Consider the following 15,577-nt stretch of genomic DNA (forward strand, 5'->3'; position numbering starts at 1 on the left):
GAATGATTATAGTGAGATTTAATAAACAATTGATTGAGATGTTGAGTGAAGCTTTAGAAAGTAAAAAAGAGGGTTTTTTCTTACCGGTACTTTTACTGGGTATTTTAATTAATGATTTATAATAGGCTTTTCCTCTTGAAATTGAGAAGACTTATGCTCATGATTTGAAATATAATTTTAAAGGCTGTTTTCGCATACTTAGTTGCTATTCACCAAGTAATGCGGTGTGGTTGATTTCCCCTTCAATGCTCGCTTTCCGCGGGGCGGGCGGTGAGCCTCCTCGGCGTGAACGCCTGTGGGGTCTCACCTGTCCCGCTGCTCCCGCAGGAGTCTCGCACTTCCGCTCCAATCAACCTTAAATCGTTTCGTTTTAAAAACAACAATCTTTACGAAAAGAGCCATTTTTAAAAAAATATATATCAAATTGAAATGATGTTCAAAAACATATATACTAAAAATTGAGAATTATTTGTAAGTTTTATCTACTTATGTAAAAATTGAGCATTTATCAATTTGAGAACAAGATACCCAATCGCTACCCGGAACGGAAAAGGATACACGATTATCACAAAATAGATCGGAATAAATGAGAAGATTATCTTTCGATATGGGTCAAAAGGCAAGTTGTTCCTTAGTTATTAAGGTGCGATTTTTAAAGGGGTGAAAAAATGGTGAATATATGGACAAGCTGCACACTTAGTTCAATTCTGGCTCTTTCCTTACTAGCACCATCCGTGTCTTTCGCTAATGAAAATTCGAATCAGGAAGCCGCTGTGAGTAAGGAAACTGCCAGCCAGTATCCCATGTTAAAGAAAGCGAAAAAACCTGAAGAAGCGGGATTTTCGTCTGAAAAGCTGGAAAAGGTGGATCAGCTTATTGAAATGGAAGTGGCTGCCGGTTTCCCTGGTGCTGCCCTGATTGTCATAAAGGACGGAAAAATCGTTAAAAATGAAAGCTACGGGTACAAACAGAAATATAATGAACATACACCTCTTAAAAAGTTTCGGGAAATGGAAAATGAAACGCTATTTGACCTTGCTTCAAACACGAAGATGTATGCAACCAATTTTGCCATTCAGAAATTGGTCAGCGAAGGAAAGCTTAATATCCAGGCAAGAGTCCAGCAATACATTCCAGAATTCAAAGACACGGAGGAGGATGTGATCAAAGGAAAGGACAATCTGAGGGTTATTGATGTTCTTCATCATACTGCAGGTTTTAGACCTGATCCGCAATATCATAATCCAAAAGTTTCGAAAGAACTCTACTCCCAGGAACGGGATAAAACCATCGAGTTCATTTCCAAAACACCGCTCACATATGTACCCGGAACACAGAATGTATACAGTGATGTCGATTATATGCTGCTTGGCACCATTGTTGAGGAAATAACGGGTATGCGGCTTGACACCTATGTTGAAAATGAATTGTACAAACCGCTTGGTTTAAAGAATACAAAGTTCAATCCTCTTCAAAAGGGCTCTAAGCCAATGGATTTTGCTGCAACTGAATTGCTTGGTAACACCCGGGACGGCGTGATAGATTTCCCTAACATTCGCACATACACACTTCAAGGGGAAGTACATGATGAAAAAGCCTTTTATTCGATGGGGGGAGTTTCAGGGCATGCAGGTCTTTTCTCCAATACGAAAGATATGGCCGTCCTCCTGCAGGTGATGCTGAATGGCGGGGGATACGGTAAACATATGTTGTTTGATCAAGAAACCATCGATGAATTCATCGCACCGTCCGCGATGAATCCTACATATGGACTCGGGTGGAGACGAAATGGCGATGCTAGCATGGAGTGGATGTTCAGCCCTTATGCGAGCGACAGTGCCTACGGTCATACTGGATGGACTGGGACGGTCACGATCATTGATCCGGAGAAGGATTTAGGGATTGTGCTACTAACTAATAAAAAGCACTCTCCGCTTGTTAACCCTGTAGCCAATTCCAATCAGTTTTTTGGTGACCTCTTCAAAACAGGAAGCTATGGAAGTGTTGTGACTGCGATTTATGAGGCAATGGAAACGAATGAATGAATATATATATCCATAAAGTTAAAGGCCTCCGATTAAAGCCGGGAGGCCTTTATTCTTGTTACATGAATGTCTGGATTTCTTTTAGCTACACTTTAATCTTTTATACAGTTTGGGCAAGGATCAAATTTTTGTAAGCTCCGTCTTGATGGAGCAAATTATCATGGGCACCTTGTTCGATGATTTCCCCATTTTGTACAACGATGATGCGGTCGGCGTGTTTAATTGTCGCCAATCTATGTGCAATGACAAGTGTAGTCCGATTTATCGAGAGTCGTTCCAATGCTTTCTGAACTGCTTTTTCGGTCTCGGTGTCTAGAGCTGAAGTGGCTTCATCAAGGATTAATATCGGTGGGTTCTTCAGGAATATACGAGCAATCGAGACACGCTGCTTTTGCCCTCCCGATAATTTCACGCCACGTTCTCCAATCAACGTATCCAAGCCTTCGGGCAATTGTTCGATCAAGTCATTTAATTGAGCATCTTCGATGGCTTGGTTCAATTGGGCTTCGGTTGCCTCGGTATTGCCGTACATGATGTTATCCCGAATCGTTCCATCAAATAAAAAAACATCTTGTTGAACGATACCGATATGTTTTCGTAAAGAAGTCAATTTGTATTCCCTGATATCGATGCCATCAATCTTGATGCTGCCTGACTGGATATCGTAGAAGCGGGGCAGCAAGCTGCATAATGTTGTTTTACCACCGCCTGAAGCACCTACCAATGCCATCGTGTTACCTGCCGTTACAGAAAATGAGATATCTTTTAGTATCGTTCTTTCCGTTTCATAGCCAAAAGAAACATTCTCGAAAACTACATCACCTTTTACGGAATCAACTTCGATTGCATCCTCGACATCATGGATATCCGGGAACATATCAACCAGTTCCAGGTATCTTTTAAACCCTGCATAACCCTTGGGCAAGGTTTCCAAAATCGAGCTGATTTGTTTGATTGGTGCTATGAAAATATTGGATAGCATGATGAATGCCACGAACTCCCCATAGGTCATTTTTCCATGGATGACATACCAAGCCCCGCAGCCTAACACGGTTAAGGCGACCAATTTCATGAGAATGAAGTTCATCGATGTACTCCACGCCATGATTTTATAAGCAAGGAGCTTTGTTAGGCGAAATTCTGAGTTGCTGCGATTGAATAGCTGGATTTCATGATCTTCTTTAGTAAAAGATTGGACAACGCGGATGCCGCTAATATTATTTTCGATACGGGCATTATAATTCGCGATATCACCGAACATCATTTTGAAAGCCCTTGTCATTTTACGGCTGAAATAAACGGATAAAACGATTAAAAAGGGAACAACCGTAAATACGATGATGGCTAATTGCCAATTGATTTGGAACATGACGAAGAAGGCGCCAAAAATGGTCATGAACGCTATGAATAAATCCTCTGGACCATGATGTGCGATTTCCCCGATATCCATTAAATCATTCGTCATCCTGGATACTAAATGCCCTGTTTTATTATTGTCAAAAAATTTAAAGGATTGCTTTTGAAGCTTGGAGAATAGATTTTCCCTAAGGTCCGTTTCGATGTTTATACCAAGTTTATGTCCGTAGTAAGAAACGATGAAGTTTAATAGAGTACTTAATAAGTAGATGGCAAGAAGCGCTACGCAAGCTATTATTATGTATTTCCAATTGTTGGTTGGTAATAAATCGTCTATTATTCGGTTTACTGCAAGAGGGAAGACCAATTCTAAAACGGCAATTAAAACAGCACATGAAAAATCAATAATAAATAGCCTTTTATAAGGTTTATAATAATTTAAAAAACGCTTGATAACAGTAGACATGATACATCCTCATTTTTCCTTGATTTCATCATACATGATTCAAAATAGGTCCCCTATGGGGAAACAGGCAGAGGCCATCACTGCCTGTGATAGCCATAATTATTATTTCACTAAACTTTTTAAAACATTATCAATGATTTGTTCATTAGCGATTGCACCAGTGTATAACCAGCTTTCATCAGCAGAAAACTCATGAACATTTCCGGATTTAACAGCTGGTATGCTTTTCCATAATGATTCGTTCAAGGCTTTAGAGCCAGTGGATTCATCACTATTGATCAAGAAAAGGTGATCGGCGTCCAATTCCACTAACTTCTCCAATGAAATGGCACTCCAGTTCCCTGTTGCACTAGCGGATATTTCTTTTACCACATCGGGAACTTTCAAACCTAAATCTTCGTACATTACAGATCCGCTGGAAAGTGTTTCACTTACAACGAAGAATTTTCCGCCCACTAGCCAAATAGCTGCCACAGAAGGATTATCCGTTTCTTTTTTTAACGTTGCTTTTGCTTTTGCAGCTTTAGCATTATACTTTTCTAAAGCTTCCTTAGCGGCTTCTTCTTTGCCAAATACTTCTCCAACGCGCTTAAGCTCATCACGCCAGTCATTGTTTACCTCGGTACCGATTACATATGTAGGTGCGATCTTATTATATTGCTCATACTTTCCGCCTTCAACCATGCTGGCAGAGTCCATGATGATTAAGTCCGGTTCCATTTTTTGAACAGCTTCAAATGGAAGGTCATGTGGAATGGTAGGGATTCCATCAAGTTCGTCTTGTAAATACCCTTGTACACTTGCCCCATCTTTTACACTCCATTGAGCGACAGGCTTAATTCCGAGAGTGACAAGATTATCTTCAAGATATGTAGCGATGACACGTTTCGGATTAGCTGGGACAACCACCTTATTCCCCATTGCATCCGTTAAGGTTCTTGTTTTGGCTTCTTCTTGTTGGTCTTTAGTTGAGGTTTGATCTGTTTTATTTGTGGAAGATTGACTATCCGTTGCTTCTTCGTCACCGCAGGCAGCTAAGGAAAGTGCTAATAATCCAGCGCCCATCGCCTGCAACAGTTTTTTCGTGCTCATTACTTTATACATTTGAATCCTCCTAAAGATATGTTAAAATACACTGTGGATGATAATGATTATCGATTTCAATTAATTTAAATATAGAAACGAATGATTGTCAATCGTTATTTTTGGCATTTTAATATGGAGAGAGTAGTTGTTAAGGTGAATTCTAAAACGCAAATAAATAAGATACCGCTAAATACATATAAAAATAGATTAGTAAGTTTGATAATAATGATAGTAGGTATTGGGTTATTGTTCATTTCGGTTGTGGCTTCGATTAACTTTGGGGCTGCCGATTTAAATTATCGTGATGTTTATAACGCATTATTTCAATTCGATGAAGATAATCCGGCCCATACGATCATTCGGCAATTAAGGTTTCCGCGTGCGGTCGCAGCAATATGTGTAGGAGCTGCCTTAGCCGTTTCAGGAGCGATCATGCAGGGAATGACAAGAAATCCATTGGCATCACCTTCGATAATGGGGGTAACGGCGGGGTCTTCATTTTTAATTGCAATTGCTCTCGTGGCTATACCCGGTGTCACTTACCTAGGTTTAATGATGTTCTCTTTTGTAGGGGCAGGTTTAGGTGCTGCATTGGTTTTCGGGATTACATCTTTTTCGAGAGGTGGCATTACACCTGTAAAGCTCGCGTTGGCGGGCTCGGCCATTACGTCTTTGCTTAGCTCACTTTCTACGGCTGTCGGGATTAAATTCAATATTTCAAAGGATATAAGCTATTGGTTTGCTGGGGGAGTTTCAAGCGTTCAGCCGCAGCATGTTTTATTTACGCTTCCATTTATATTGGCTGGGCTATTGTTAGCTTTAGCCCTTTCCCGTTCTATTTCTATTCTCAGCCTAGGTGAAGAAGTGGCGAAAGGTCTTGGACAAAATACAAGTATAGTGAAACTAATAGGAACGATTGTGGTATTGTTGCTGACGGGAGCTGCGGTATCGATAGCCGGAATGATAGGATTCATAGGTTTGGTCATCCCCCACATTACTAGGTTTCTGGTAGGGAATGATTATCGGCTGATCATTCCATGTTCTGCAATTTTGGGTGGTGTTCTATTGATCGTGGCCGATATCGTCGGGCGTATGGTGAATGCCCCATTCGAGACGCCTGTTGGAGCCATCACCGCCATTATCGGTGTCCCCTTTTTCCTATATTTAGCACGTAAGGAAGGGAGGGGATTATGATGCATAAGCGTTCAGCCCAAAAAGAGGGAATGTTCAAGAAGCTGCTTTTATTAACTGGCGTTTTAACCATCGTGGTCTTTTTCATTAGTATTAATGCAGGCTACATTAAGATTCCGTTGATTGATGTCGTAAACACATTATCCGGAAATGGCACTGCTCAAAACGAGTTAACGATTTTGGAATTTCGTTTACCAAGAATCGTTTTAGCTATTTTAGTTGGTATGGGAATTGCCATTTCAGGGGCCATTCTACAAGGCATCTCTCAAAATCCCCTAGCTGACCCTGGTATTCTGGGCATCAACTCAGGAGCAGGGTTTACAGTTGTACTATATATGTTCTTCTTCCAAGGCACTGCATTTTTCAAGGGATGGTCATCGGTATTCATCATGCCTTTCACTGCTTTAGTGGGTTCATTCCTTGCTGCTTTTTTAATTTATTCACTATCTTGGAAAAAAGGACGGGTGACGCCTGCGAGGCTATTATTGGTGGGCATAGGAATTAATGCAGCATTCGGTGCAGGCCTGGTCATCTTCCAGATGAAAATGGAGCCGAACAATTTCATGAAGGCATTAATCTGGTTATCCGGGACGATCTGGGGGACGAATTGGACTTTTGTATGGGCGTTATTACCGTGGTTAGTCGTATTGATACCTTTGGCGATTTATAAATCCAAAGTATTGGATGTTTTGCGCTTGGGTGACTCTATTGCCATTGGAGTTGGAGTACAGATAGAAAAGGAACGCAGGCTTTTATTGCTGATTTCTGTCGCATTGGCAGGTGTATGCGTTTCGGTGGGCGGGGGCATTACTTTTTTAGGTCTGATTGCACCGCATATAGCCAGGAGATTAGTGGGGGCGAGACATGCAAAACTACTGCCACTGACTGCAATCTTAGGTTCCTTATTGCTGTTATCTGCCGATACTTTAGGAAGAGTCATCATGGCCCCAATGGAATTGCCAGTGGGGATTATCGTTTCGATTTTAGGAGCGCCGTATTTTATCTACTTGCTCTTGAAAAACATTTAGAATATATGGAGAAGTACATAAAAGTTTCAGAAAAAAAAGCCCATTTTCCAGGACGTTAATGAGAATGGGCTTCTTTGCATTCACGGGTTTTCAAAGAATATCGATGAGAGCTGTACGGGTAGAAAGCGGTATTGGGGAGTGATGGGTCATCCCCTAAAAGATTTATTTTTAAAAAATATATTGACTGAATAGCTTGTATCCGCTTACAATAATATTAGTTATTAGTGTATTTAGAAAATTGTAAAAGAGGTACCTGCATGACAAAGGAATTCGACAGAAGAATCGGGCGCCATGCAATCATGTACGCGTTTGCGGACGAAGAGGAAGAAGTCATATTGACGAATAATCTAAAGCGGATGGATTGGCTTTATGGAAAAGGTAAAGTCGGTTCAATGGAGCTGCAGAAAATAGTTGCGGCCATTGAGACATCAGCGAAAAGACTTGGATTAGTCAATCCCGATATGTATCGTGAAATGCATGCGCTGTATCATGCGATCATCGAAGCACTCCAAGGAGTGACACGCGGCCAAGTCGAGCTTGGCGGCCTTTTGAGGACTGCGGGCCTTCGGTTTGCAATCGTTCGGGGCAGGCCGTTTGAAAACGGGGACGAAGGTGAATGGATTGCTGTCGCCGTGTATGGAACGATTGGAGCACCGGTTCGGGGATTTGAACATGAAGCCGTTGGCTTGGGAATTAACCACATTTGAATAATTAAAAGCCTATAGTTATTTAGTGAAATAGGGGGCTGTATTGAAGGACTGGATAAGTCTGTCAATATGGCCTCCTTTTGTGTGTTTAAAAAAAGAATAGGGGTGCAGGAAATGATTATGTTAACGGGTCAAACTTTAACGATTGAAGAAGCGAAAAAAGTATTGTATGGAGAGGCATTTGTCACGGCTTCTGCCGAGAGTGTTAAGAAAGTGGAAAAAAGCCGGGAAGCGGTTGAAAATATCGTGAAACAAAAGAAGGTCGTCTATGGCATCACAACAGGTTTTGGAAAGTTCAGCGATGTTTTAATTGATGCAGAGGACGCAGAGCAGCTACAGTGGAATTTGATTCACTCCCATGCGTGCGGAGTCGGGGAACCATTTCCAGAGGTGGTTTCGAGAGCTATGGTCCTTCTCCGTGCCAATGCGCTATTAAAAGGATTTTCGGGCGTTCGTCCTGTCGTCATTGAACGTTTGATCGATCTTTTGAATGCTCATATCCACCCGGTCATCCCTCAGCAAGGTTCTCTTGGAGCAAGTGGGGACTTGGCGCCACTTTCCCATTTAGCGCTAGTATTGATGGGAGAAGGGGAAGTGTTTTATAAAGGAGAGCGAATGGAGGCCATCGTAGCTTTATCGAAGGAAGGCATTCTTCCAGTGACACTTAAAGCAAAAGAAGGTCTTGCATTAATTAACGGAACACAGGCCATGACGGGGATGGGCCTAGTAAATTACATTGAAGCTGAACAGCTGGCACATCAAACTGAAGCGATTGCTTCACTGACTTTAGAGGGATTACGCGGCATTGAAGATGCCTTTGATCCGGATGTTCATTTAGCACGCGGTTACCGCCAGCAAACAGAGGTCGCGGAGCGGATCCTTCGCATGATCAGCGGCAGCCAGCTCATCACCAAGCAAGGAGAACTGCGGGTACAGGATGCTTATTCGCTCCGCTGCATCCCGCAAGTGCATGGTGCATCATGGCAAACTCTTGATTATGTAAAAGAGAAATTGGAGATCGAAATGAATGCTGCGACGGATAATCCGCTTATTTTCGACGATGGGGAAAAGGTTATCTCAGGGGGTAACTTCCATGGCCAGCCGATTGCATTTGCGATGGACTTCATGAAAATTGCCGTTGCCGAGCTTGCGAACATTTCAGAGCGCCGCATTGAGCGACTCGTCAATCCTCAGCTGAATGATTTACCGCCATTCTTAAGTCCGTCGCCTGGCTTGCAGTCGGGAGCGATGATCATGCAATATTGTGCAGCTTCTCTCGTCTCTGAGAATAAAACACTCGCACATCCTGCAAGTGTTGATTCCATTCCATCTTCAGCGAACCAGGAAGATCATGTAAGCATGGGAACGATTGGCTCCCGACACGCACATCAAATCATTCAAAACGTTCGCCGCGTTTTGTCGATCGAGCTCATTTGTGCCTTGCAAGCGGTGGAATACCGTGGAATAGAAAAGATGGCTCCGTTTACAAAAGAGTTTTATACGGAAGCAAGAAAGCTCATTCCGAGCATTACACAAGATCGTATCTTTTCAAAAGATATCGAAGCAACGGCAAGCTGGTTACATCAAATCGATTGGAATTCATTTATTCATAGGAGTTTACCTACAACATAATATGAAGTGCGGAATATCCGAATAAACGTTAGGCTTATAGCCCATTGACTTGGGTTTTAAGCCTAATATCGTTATGTAAATGCTACTAGATCCCAGAAATCCAAAAAAAGGTCCCGGCAATAGAGAAAATGACCTTGAAATAGTAAGAAATGCAGGAAATGACCATTGATGGAATGATCGACTTTACCTATTCGTGCTAGATTAAATATGCATTTTTGGAGGGGAATCTAATTTGGAAAATCGGCAATTGCAACCACCTGTCATAAATGAACAAAACCAGCCGTCAAATTCTTTACAAAGGAAGCTGAAAGCGCGCCATCTTACGATGATTTCGCTGGGCGGTGCGATTGGAACAGGACTGTTTCTCGGAAGCGGGCCGGCCATTCATTCTGCAGGGCCTGGCGGTGCTTTGGTCGCTTACGCCGTAATTGGCATAATGGTTTATTTTATTATGACAAGCCTCGGGGAACTGGCATCATTTATGCCAGTCAGCGGAGCTTTCAGTACCTATGCTTCACGTTTCATTGACCCGGCATTAGGATTTGCGCTTGGTTGGAACTATTGGTTCACTTGGGCGATGACCCTTGCTGCAGAACTATCTGCCGCTACGATGGTAATGAAGTTTTGGTTTCCTGACAGCTCGTCTTTTTTATGGAGTTCTTTGTTTCTGGTTTTGATATTCTTATTGAATTACGTATCTGTTAAAGGGTATGGCGAAGGGGAATATTGGTTTTCCCTCATCAAAGTCGCAACCATCATCATTTTTATCGTTGTCGGAATATTGATGATATTCGGAATCATGAATGGGGAAGCGATTGGTTTTAAAAACTTCACAGTTGGTGACGCTCCGTTTGCCGGTGGTTTTTTGGCAACATTGGGTATCTTCATTGCTGCTGGATTTTCTTTTCAAGGTACAGAAATAGTCGGTGTTGCAGCCGGTGAAAGTGAAGACCCGGCAAAAAATGTACCTCGTGCAGTTCGCAGCATTTTTTGGAGAATCTTCCTCTTTTACATCCTGGCCATAGTTGTTATTGGATTGATCGTTCCCTATACGAATGGCAGTCTGCAGGGACACACGATCATGGTTAGCCCATTTACGATGGTGTTTGAAAAAGTGGGACTGGCATTTGCTGCTTCCGTGATGAATGCCATCATTTTGACAGCCGTATTATCCGCTGGTAATTCAAGTCTTTACGTGACAAGCCGAATGTTATACTCAATGGCAAAAGATGGGCTGGCACCGCGTATTTTCGGGAAGCTTAATAAACGCGGCGTTCCCATTTGGGGACTGGTTGTCACTTCACTTGTAGGGATGTTGGCTTTTTTTGCTTCCATTTTCGGTGATGGAGTTATTTATATTTGGCTTATGAATGCGGTTGGAGTCACTGGATTTATATTTTGGCTGGGTATAGCGGCTAGTCATTACCGTTTTAGAAAGGCTTACATTGCCCAAGGGTATTCACTGGACGATCTTCCCTATAAATCTAAATGGTTTCCTTTCGGACCGATATTTTCCTTTGTACTTTGCTTTTTCGTTTTATTGGCGCAAAACTATCAAGCCTTTCTTGGCGATGGCATAAACTGGGCAAGTGTAATCGCTGCCTATCTTGGCATCCCATTCTTTCTGATAATGTGGCTTGGTTATAAGTTCATTAAGAAAACAAAAGTAATACCGCTAGAGGAATGCCAAATCGATTTTGATGAACATAGGAATGCCAATTAGTTTGTATTGATGATATGCATCAGCCTTGAAATGAAATTGTTGTTTCAGGGCTTTTTTCTGTAAATGAAACACATTTCCACGTGTGTCTGCATTAAAATATACCGTATAAAAAAATAGGATATTCCAATCTTGCCAGTTCCAGAACCGCTTAAATTTACCCATTTTTTATGACTGAAAATCGCTTTTTCCGTTTTTTGGATCATTTTAGTTTTTAAAAAAAATGAAAAAAATTTGCGGCGGATGATGGGCGTTTATGATTATAGGAAGCCAAAGTGTTGGTATATCAAGGTTTTTAGAGTCTTTTGGAACCTTTGGAATCGATGGCGAAAATGGGCTTTTTAGGCAAGAATTCCGTCCCACATCATTTGAACTTATATTCATTCTTTGTTAAGGTAATGAAGTACTTTAGGGATACAGGTTCATTCTGAGTGCTTTGACTGAACAAAACTCTAAAATAAAAAACCATTATATTTCAGTTGGTATATGCTGTGCCTGTTAGTTTCCTCAGTTGTATTGCACCTCTTTTCCCTGCTCAAATTAAACACATTGGGAATCCCATAATCATATTTCTATGCGTTTTGGTGTTATACTGCACTGCAAGTATCATTCCACCTGGTAAAGGAAATGAAGTACTTTAGAGGGTAGTCGTAAGTCCATCATCCGGACAAAACTCTAAGTGGAAATCGTTTATATTACAGTTGGTATATGTTGTGCCTGCTAGTTTCCTCAGTTGTGATTGCACCTCTTTTTCCCTACTTGAAATGCTCAATTAATCACACATAATATAATCCAAGTAAAGAACTGCTTCTTGGGAATAATAAATATAGATTATTTTTTCTATGCACGTTATGCCCTGTGCCACTGAATAAGTGTCACTTCCGCTTTTTTTTTGAAAAAGATCGGGGTAGAATTTCGTTATTTCAAGGTACTTGTGCATTAATAATCATCACTCGCATAAAACGGGGGAATTCAGCAAAACTGAATATCATATGGGCAACTATTAGAATGGGGTGAATTGATGAAGCCGAATGTAGAAGTCAGAAATGTCTCGAAAATTTTTGGCAAATCTCCAAAAGCAGCAACAGACTTATTGAAGCAAGGCAAAACGAAAAAGGAAATCTTGAAAGAAACAGGACAAACGGTCGGAGTGAATAATGTTAATTTCGAGATTTATCCCGGCGAGATATTTGTCATCATGGGCCTATCCGGAAGCGGGAAATCCACTTTGATCCGCATGTTCAATCGATTGATCGATCCGACATTGGGTGAAATTTTAATTGATGATGAAGATATCGTGAAGATGAACGCGGCCCGCTTAAGGGAAGTCAGACAAAAGAAGATAAGCATGGTCTTTCAGAACTTTGCTTTATTTCCGCATAAAACGATATTGGAAAACGCTGAATTCGGGCTCGAAATTCAAAAAGTAGATCCAGCAAAACGTCATGAAAATGCGATGAAGGCTCTTGAGGCCGTTGGATTGAAAGGCTACGAAAATCAGCTGCCATCCCAGCTTAGCGGCGGTATGCAGCAAAGGGTTGGGTTAGCCCGGGCACTCGCAAGTGATACGGATATCCTATTGATGGATGAAGCCTTCAGTGCCCTTGATCCATTGATTCGTAAGGATATGCAGGATGAACTGATTCAAATCCAAGATCAGTACAAAAAAACGATCATTTTCATTACACATGACCTTGATGAAGCATTAAGAATAGGGGATAGAATTGCCCTCATGAAGGATGGAAGTGTAATTCAATTGGGAACCCCTGAACAAATCATGATGAATCCAGCCAATGAATTCGTCGAGAAGTTTGTGGAAGATGTTGATCTGTCAAAAGTTTTGACAGCGTCTCATGTGATGATACGCCCAGAGAAGATCGCGGTGGACAGAGGTCCGAGGGTTGCCTTGGAAATCATGCGTAAACAAGGGTATTCCAGCATTTTTGTTGTGGATAGAAAGCAGAAGTTATTGGGGGCCGTGACTGCTGAACAGGCTCGTCAGGCAATGAGCAATGACCAATCGATCTCAGAAGTGATGTCAACCGATATCCCAACTGTAAAAGAGGATGAATTACTTGGAAACCTCATGGATGTGATGGCGACTTCAAGCTTGCCAATCTCAGTCATCGATGATCAGAACAGAATTAAAGGAATCCTTCTTCGCGGTGCCGTTATCGGTGCTTTGGCCGGCAATAAAGATTCCTTGAATGAAATGGAGAGTGAATAATTCAATGAATATGCCGAAAATCCCACTAGGAGCTTGGGTCGATTCTTTGGTGGATTGGATAACTATTGTATTTGCTGGATTATTTACATTTATTACAAATGTGATCGAGGGTCTATTGAATATTTTGGTCGATGTAATGAGTGCAGGACCTTCGATCGTTTTAATCATCGTCCTGACCCTTCTAGTTACTTATACAAGCAGATGGCCATTGGGAGTATTTGCATTCATCAGCTTACTATTGATCGATAATCTAGGTTATTGGGAATCAAGCATCCAAACTCTGGCAATCGTTATATTGTCAGGAGCTTTAACGATAGTGATCGGGATTCCGATCGGAATATGGTGTGCCCAAAATAAAACCGTGCGCAATATCGTAACCCCGATCTTGGATTTCATGCAAACGATGCCTGCATTCGTTTATTTGATTCCTTCGATATTATTCTTTGGAATAGGGGTAGTGCCTGGGATCATTGCGTCATTCATTTTCGCTATCGCACCGACAATCCGAATGACCAATCTTGGGATTCAGGAAGTGCCTAATGATTTGATCGAGGCATCGGATGCTTTTGGTTCAACCAGCAGCCAAAAGTTATTCAAGGTACAAATACCATTGGCTACTCCAACGATTATGGCAGGAGTTAACCAAAGCATCATGCTCGCACTGTCAATGGTTGTTACAGCCTCATTGGTTGGAGCACCCGGACTTGGGGCTGATGTCTACAGGGCTGTCAGCCAAATTAATGTTGGGCAAGGATTTGAAGCAGGGTTATCCATCGTAATCATTGCAATCATTTTAGATCGTATCACGCAAAACCTTCGTAAACCAGCTTACGAACATATCGTTAGCAGGAAAATCATTTTTACAATATTGGCTTTACTTGTTGTAGGTACTGCACTATTCGGTGCTTTTACAAAAGAAAAAGCTGTGAACGGGGATGAAAACAGTCTTGCTGCCAAGGCCAATTATGAAATCATCGGAATTGAACCTGGAGCAGGGATAATGAAGCTGACTAAAACGGCTATAGATGATTATAAGCTGGATGATTGGAACGTGGTTGAAGGGTCATCGGCAGCGATGGTTGCAGAATTGAAAAAAGCAATTGATAAAAAAGAACCAATCGTCGTTACAGGATGGTCACCGCATTGGATGTTCTCGAAATATGACTTGAAATATCTCGAAGATCCGAATGAATCATACGGCAAGGCTGAAAATATCAATTCGATTGCCAGAAAAAGCCTTGAACAAGATGCACCTGGTGCTTATAAAATTCTTGATCAATTCTTCTGGGATACTAAAGATATGGAAGATGTAATGGTCAAAGTTACTGAAGGCATGTCTCCTTCAGAAGCAGCAGAAAAATGGATAAAGGAAAATCAGGACAAAGTATCCGCATGGACCAAAGGTGCTGAATCAGGAAATGGTGAAAAAATCAAACTGGTTTATGTTGCTTGGGACACGGAAATTGCCAGTACGAATGTGATTGGCAAGGTACTGGAGCAGAATGGCTATGATGTAACATTGAGTCAGGTCGAAGTGGGGCCAATGTTTGCTGGTGTAGCAAACGGTAGTGCGGACGCAATGGTAGCTGCATGGCTCCCGGGGACACATCTTGAATACTATAATAAGTATAAAGATGAAATGGTTGACCTTGGACCAAACTTAAAAGGAACAAAGCTTGGTCTGGTCGTACCGGATTACGTCGATATTGATTCGATTGAAGACTTGAAATAAGAATTATCCCCTACAGGTAGACTGAGGAAAAGGAGAGCATGAAAAATGTTCTTAACAGTTTACCTGGGAGGGGATTTTTCTATGGCAAAAAGCAGCAAAGAATTTATGCGAGAGGACAAACGTTTGAAGTTGGATGAGGGGTAGTCATATCGTGAGCGACTTGGTTTAAAAAGTGATATGCAAAAGGCAGGTGTCCAATAAAGCCTTTTGAAGATAAACGTGATGTGTGGAAGAATAAGTTAGACACAAATTCTGTTCATGTAAGGCCTATCCAGTCTCTTTGAGCCTGGCTTAAGATTGAACTGAAGGACGACAGCATACATCCAGTTTTAAATTCTATAATACCAGTAACGTTAAATCGCCTAAATAAATTGAAGGCGATTTTTT

Annotated in this window: 10 protein-coding genes; 8 read left to right on the forward strand and 2 right to left on the reverse strand. The window is 41.6% G+C overall.

The features are described from left to right. Positions 1–671 precede the first annotated feature (671 nt). On the forward strand, positions 672–2,045 hold the full coding sequence (gene pbp4b / locus BW986_RS26555; RefSeq protein ID WP_397223195.1) for a penicillin binding protein PBP4B: 1,374 nt from the start codon (positions 672–674) through the stop codon (positions 2,043–2,045). A gap of 100 nt (positions 2,046–2,145) precedes the next feature. Here the strand turns inward: pbp4b and BW986_RS26560 are convergent, their stop codons facing one another. Both BW986_RS26560 and BW986_RS26565 read right to left on the reverse strand, forming a co-directional pair. Then, positions 2,146–3,867 carry an ABC transporter ATP-binding protein gene (locus tag BW986_RS26560; protein WP_076372471.1) on the reverse strand — a complete coding sequence of 574 codons (1,722 nt, stop codon included), beginning with the start codon at positions 3,865–3,867 and terminating at the stop codon, positions 2,146–2,148. Positions 3,868–3,969: 102 nt separating this feature from the next. Continuing rightward, on the reverse strand, positions 3,970–4,971 hold the full coding sequence (locus BW986_RS26565; RefSeq protein WP_142244753.1) for an ABC transporter substrate-binding protein: 1,002 nt from the start codon (positions 4,969–4,971) through the stop codon (positions 3,970–3,972). A 114-nt stretch (positions 4,972–5,085) separates the two neighbouring features. Between BW986_RS26565 and BW986_RS26570 the strand changes: the two genes are divergently transcribed. The 7 genes from BW986_RS26570 (at position 5,086) to BW986_RS31150 (ending at position 15,190) form a co-directional block, all read left to right on the forward strand. Next, positions 5,086–6,147: a FecCD family ABC transporter permease gene (locus BW986_RS26570; RefSeq protein WP_179086178.1), complete on the forward strand. Its 1,062-nt coding sequence runs from the start codon at positions 5,086–5,088 to the stop codon at positions 6,145–6,147. After that, the gene (locus BW986_RS26575) at positions 6,147–7,172 is read left to right on the forward strand and encodes a FecCD family ABC transporter permease (RefSeq protein WP_076372475.1); all 1,026 of its coding nucleotides are present in this window, start codon (positions 6,147–6,149) and stop codon (positions 7,170–7,172) included. The genes BW986_RS26570 and BW986_RS26575 overlap by 1 nt, the downstream gene beginning before the upstream one ends. 257 nt (positions 7,173–7,429) lie before the next feature. Beyond that, complete coding sequence (gene hutP / locus BW986_RS26580) at positions 7,430–7,879, forward strand: histidine utilization transcription antiterminator HutP (protein ID WP_076372477.1); 450 nt, start codon at positions 7,430–7,432, stop codon at positions 7,877–7,879. A 114-nt stretch (positions 7,880–7,993) separates the two neighbouring features. Beyond that, positions 7,994–9,511, forward strand: coding sequence for a histidine ammonia-lyase (hutH, locus tag BW986_RS26585; protein ID WP_076372543.1), 1,518 nt, complete (start codon positions 7,994–7,996; stop codon positions 9,509–9,511). Between the two features lie 325 nt (positions 9,512–9,836). Further along, a complete protein-coding gene (locus BW986_RS26590) occupies positions 9,837–11,234 on the forward strand; it encodes an amino acid permease (RefSeq protein ID WP_081395826.1) in 1,398 nt (465 codons plus the stop codon). 1,018 nt (positions 11,235–12,252) lie between these two features. Continuing rightward, on the forward strand, positions 12,253–13,458 hold the full coding sequence (locus tag BW986_RS26595) for a quaternary amine ABC transporter ATP-binding protein (protein WP_076372481.1): 1,206 nt from the start codon (positions 12,253–12,255) through the stop codon (positions 13,456–13,458). Between the two features lie 4 nt (positions 13,459–13,462). Beyond that, on the forward strand, positions 13,463–15,190 hold the full coding sequence (locus tag BW986_RS31150) for a glycine betaine ABC transporter substrate-binding protein (RefSeq protein ID WP_076372483.1): 1,728 nt from the start codon (positions 13,463–13,465) through the stop codon (positions 15,188–15,190). The last annotated feature ends 387 nt before the right edge of the window (positions 15,191–15,577 follow it).

It is taken from the genome of Peribacillus simplex (genome assembly GCF_900156045.1).
In the GTDB taxonomy this organism is placed as follows: Bacteria; Bacillota; Bacilli; order Bacillales; family DSM-1321; genus Peribacillus; species Peribacillus simplex_D.